General features: G+C 35.4%; 3 protein-coding genes and 1 pseudogene. All 4 read left to right on the forward strand.

All coding sequences use genetic code 11. The annotated features are described in order from the left end of the window. Positions 1-2,103, forward strand: a pseudogene (locus HMPREF9420_RS12325) (TraG family conjugative transposon ATPase); the annotation flags it as partial. Continuing rightward, positions 2,091-2,870 carry a hypothetical protein gene (locus tag HMPREF9420_RS12330; protein ID WP_007136064.1) on the forward strand — a complete coding sequence of 260 codons (780 nt, stop codon included), beginning with the start codon at positions 2,091-2,093 and terminating at the stop codon, positions 2,868-2,870. The pseudogene HMPREF9420_RS12325 and the gene HMPREF9420_RS12330, both read left to right, overlap by 13 nt. Beyond that, a complete protein-coding gene (locus tag HMPREF9420_RS12335; protein WP_007136065.1) occupies positions 2,867-3,547 on the forward strand; it encodes a hypothetical protein in 681 nt (226 codons plus the stop codon). The genes HMPREF9420_RS12330 and HMPREF9420_RS12335 overlap by 4 nt, the downstream gene beginning before the upstream one ends. A gap of 2 nt (positions 3,548-3,549) precedes the next feature. After that, a partial coding sequence (locus tag HMPREF9420_RS12340) for a DUF5045 domain-containing protein (protein ID WP_007136066.1) occupies positions 3,550-4,013 on the forward strand: 464 nt, incomplete at its 3' end.

Raw genomic sequence — 4,013 nt, forward strand, 5'->3', positions numbered from 1 at the left:
AGGCTAAACGTCATGATTCTATAGCCTGATCCTAGTAATAAAATTGCTAAGGCGGATATCGACCGCGTTCTTGACTTGCTTGCTAAAGAAAGCAAGTTACTCGTCTATTGCAACTTTAATATTATCGCATCTTGTCCTCTAATAAAAGTAAATGAGGTCGGATCGTTCATAGAAACAAAACTATATGACTGTGGTATTATGCCCTCTAAGGCTTGTTATAACCAATTAGAGCTATTTTCCAACTCATTTCCAGGAATGTCATATTCCTTTAATAAGGATTACGACTTATTCCTAACTCTAGGCGATGCTGCTCTCTGCCTTTTCTATAAAGAACACATGAAGCATAGTGAGGAATCACGACTTAATGTATTCTATACTGACCGTCAGGGTATTCCTGTGTCTATTGATATTACAGGTAAGGAAGGAAAAATAAAGATGACCGACAATGCAAACTTTTTTTGTCTTGGTCCAAGTGGAAGCGGAAAAAGTTTCCACATGAATTCTGTTGTAGCTCAGCTTTTGATGCAGGATACTGACGTTGTAATGATTGATACAGGAGATAGTTATGAGGGTATCAGTCATTATTTTCAAGGTACATATATCACCTACAGTAAGGATAAACCTATTTCTATGAACCCTTTCTGTATTACTTCTGACGAGTACAATCTGAATTTTGGAGAGAAGAAACAGTTTCTCAAGTCCCTTATCTTCCTTATCTTTAAGGGTAATGAAGAGCCAACTAAAATAGAAGACAAGATAATTAACCAGACTTTGGTTGAGTATTATGATGAATATTATCATCCATTTGAAAAGTTCTCAGAAAGAGAGAGGGAACGACTTCGTGAAAGATTACTTCTTGAAGAAAAAAAGAATGGAGAATATGAACGTTATGAGGAGAAGTTAGAGGAAAAGTATGGCGGCGACTATACTATAAGTGAGTTGGAAGGTATTTCATCTGATGATATAGTGGATTCATATAGTAAAATTAAAGAAAGAAAGGAAACTGATGACTTGGAGTTTACTGATGAGGAAAAAGACCATCATGCAAAAATAGAACGTCAAGTTAACAAGCTGCGTAACATTGTCTATGATAAGGCAGCAACAGATGGAGAGAAGCAAAATGCTAATCGCCAACTTATAAGACTTATGCCTGAGCTTATAGAAGGTAAGTATCTCATGCGTATAGAAAAGAAGATAGATAAGATGGAAAAGAAACGCAGAAAACTTCACGTCTCAAATCTATCATTCAACACATACTATGAGTTTGCGTTAGAGCGTATACCGCAAATTATGAAAGAAAAGAAAATCGAATTTGACATCGATGATTTTGCAGCTATATTGGAACAGTTCTACAAAGGCGGCGAGTTAGAACACACTTTGAACAATGAATTCGACAGCTCTCTCTTTGATGAGAAATTTATAGTTTTTGAGATAGATAAAATCAAGGATGATCCAATTCTTTTCCCAATTGTAGTCCTTATCATTATGGATGTGTTTTTGCAAAAAATGCGCTTGAAAAAAGGAAGAAAGGCTCTTATAATTGAAGAGGCGTGGAAGGCTATATCATCGCCAACGATGGCAGGATATATAAAGTACCTCTACAAAACTGTTCGTAAATTCAATGGAATTGCTGGAGTTGTTACACAGGAACTCAACGATGTGATAGATTCTCCTATTGTAAAAGAAGCTATTATTAATAATTCAGATGTAAAGATCCTTTTAGATCAGAGTAAATTCAAGGATAGATATGAAGATATATCTTCTATATTAGGCTTAACTGAAGTACAGAAGCAGCAGATTTTCACAGTTAATGCTTTACCCTCAAAAGAAGGAATCCCTTATCACAAGGAAGTGTGGATAAGCCGAGGTCAAAACTCCGATGTCTATTCAGTAGAGGTCCCTCCAGAGTGGTACTGGGCATTTACAACAGAGCGTGTTGAGAAAGAAGCCTTAAAAATATACGAGTGTGCTTATAATAATAACATAGAACAGGCTATTGCGCACATAGAAGAGGATAGAAAAAGGATAAATCTTAGTAGATACTTCGATTTTGCTGTGCTCATCAATAAACATCAAAATATTATGGACCTATGGGACAAATAAGAAGATATACATTAGTTGTAATGGTGTTATTTTCAACATTACATATTAAAGCTTGGGTTAGAGTCGTCTATGACTGGAAAAGTACAGCAGCAGTAATGGGTAATACTACTTTTCAAACAGCAATTGAAGGTAGTCATAATGCTATATTGGACAATATTCGTAAAAAGCAAGATAAGATAATGTCTTATACGGCTTCTATGGAGTCTATTAAAGAACTGTATAGAATGTCTATGCAGAACATAGATGGATTTGGAGAAGAGTCTGTTTACTATAAACAAATGGTTGAGAACTTTGCTCAGATACCAGGGAATACTGCCAATGCTGTTAAAGCTATAAATCGATGTCCTGGCATTAATTACATTAATAGCTTGAATGAGATTGTCAATATCCAAACAGAAGTTGTAGGGTTAATAGAAAAGTTTATAGACATTGTGAATAATGGCAAGGTTGATTTTACTGAGTTTACAAGTGGTAAGACCAATGATAAACTTACATTACTACTTAAAAATGCACATTTGGGAAAAGGAGATGGTTATAATTTTCTTGATCGTTATCAGCGTCTGACCTTGGCTAATGAACTTTTAGCTCATATTATAGATATAAATACACGTCTACAGCAAATCATGTACATCTGTGAGTATTGTAGGACGTTTAGTAATTTCATATATAATATTGATCCACTCACATGGGCTACTTTCTTTCAAGGTAAGAATATGGTTGAGTCTGTTGTAAATGATTGGAAATATGAAATGAAAAATAGCATATGAAAAAGATAATATTAATCTTGCTGTTGTTTCTGTCCACTTATAATAGTTGGGCAGGCATCGTTGGACCAGATGACCTTCCTACAATCTCAGCTTTGATAGAGCTTCATAAGCAGATGGCTAAAGCTGAAGAGTTATCTGTACATCAGGTTTCTGCAAGCTATTTGGAACAAGGGGTTGCAACCGAGAATACAACAAAGTTTCACGAGGTTCGTAAAACGCTGAACTCAAAGCTCAACAATGCACATCAATGGATTATCCTTGCTGCAGCAATGTCTAAAACTACTCTTGATGTGGGTAATGCAACGAAGGAATATATTCAGTTTACGAAGCTAATGAGTAATAATCTGTTCCGCAAGCCACAGATTGCCTGGTATTTTGCTGAAACAAATTATAATGTGGCTAAGAGGATATCGCTATTGAAAAATTCAATTACCCTGTTGGTTGCTTCTGAAACTAATATTCTTAAAGCGTCATTAGATGAACGTATTGAGGTTATTTATAATATTCAAGAGCAGATAGCAGTAATCCGTAGTCTAATAAATCAAGCCCTCTTCTGGAGTAAATGTGTTAGTCTTGGCGGCTTTAGATATGACTATATCTGGGATATCCTTAATAGTGACGTCTATGATGGTATTGCAAAAGATATAATAAATAATTGGACAAGTAATATTTCATAAATATGAGAAAAGTTTTCTTTATCCTAATAACATTATTGGGTTCATTAAAATGCTTTGCACAATATCCTGTTCATGATAAACAAAAAGAGAATCAAATTCGCTCTATGGAACAAGGACATTGGGATTTTTCTCCAGATTGGTGGTACTATCTTTTTCATAAAAAATATAGTGGTGCCTCCCAACGCTGGGAATGGCATGGTTTTAAGTCTGGCTGGCGAGTACATTTTGATGAAAGTCGCTCTAATGTAAAAACAATAGGACCACGACGTGAGAAACAGATTGCTACACAATTATTAAAAGAAAAAATTGTAGAGAAGGAACGAGAAAAGATAGATGAACTCAATAAAGAAGAGATTGCACGTGCTGCAGATCGCAATGCAGACCTCGTATATGGCAAATATCAAGCTCTCTTCACAGACATGCAGTCGTCAATTACTGAAGGTCTCACTTATTGTATGATAAATGG

This window comes from Segatella salivae DSM 15606 (genome assembly GCF_000185845.1).
Lineage (GTDB): Bacteria > Bacteroidota > Bacteroidia > Bacteroidales > Bacteroidaceae > Prevotella > Prevotella salivae.

Bases quoted from the DNA above. Each gene is read 5' to 3' on its own strand.
- HMPREF9420_RS12330 (WP_007136064.1), top strand. From the start codon at position 2,091: ATGGGACAAATAAGAAGATATACATTAGTTGTAATGGTGTTATTTTCA.
- HMPREF9420_RS12335 (WP_007136065.1), top strand. From the start codon at position 2,867: ATGAAAAAGATAATATTAATCTTGCTGTTGTTTCTGTCCACTTATAAT.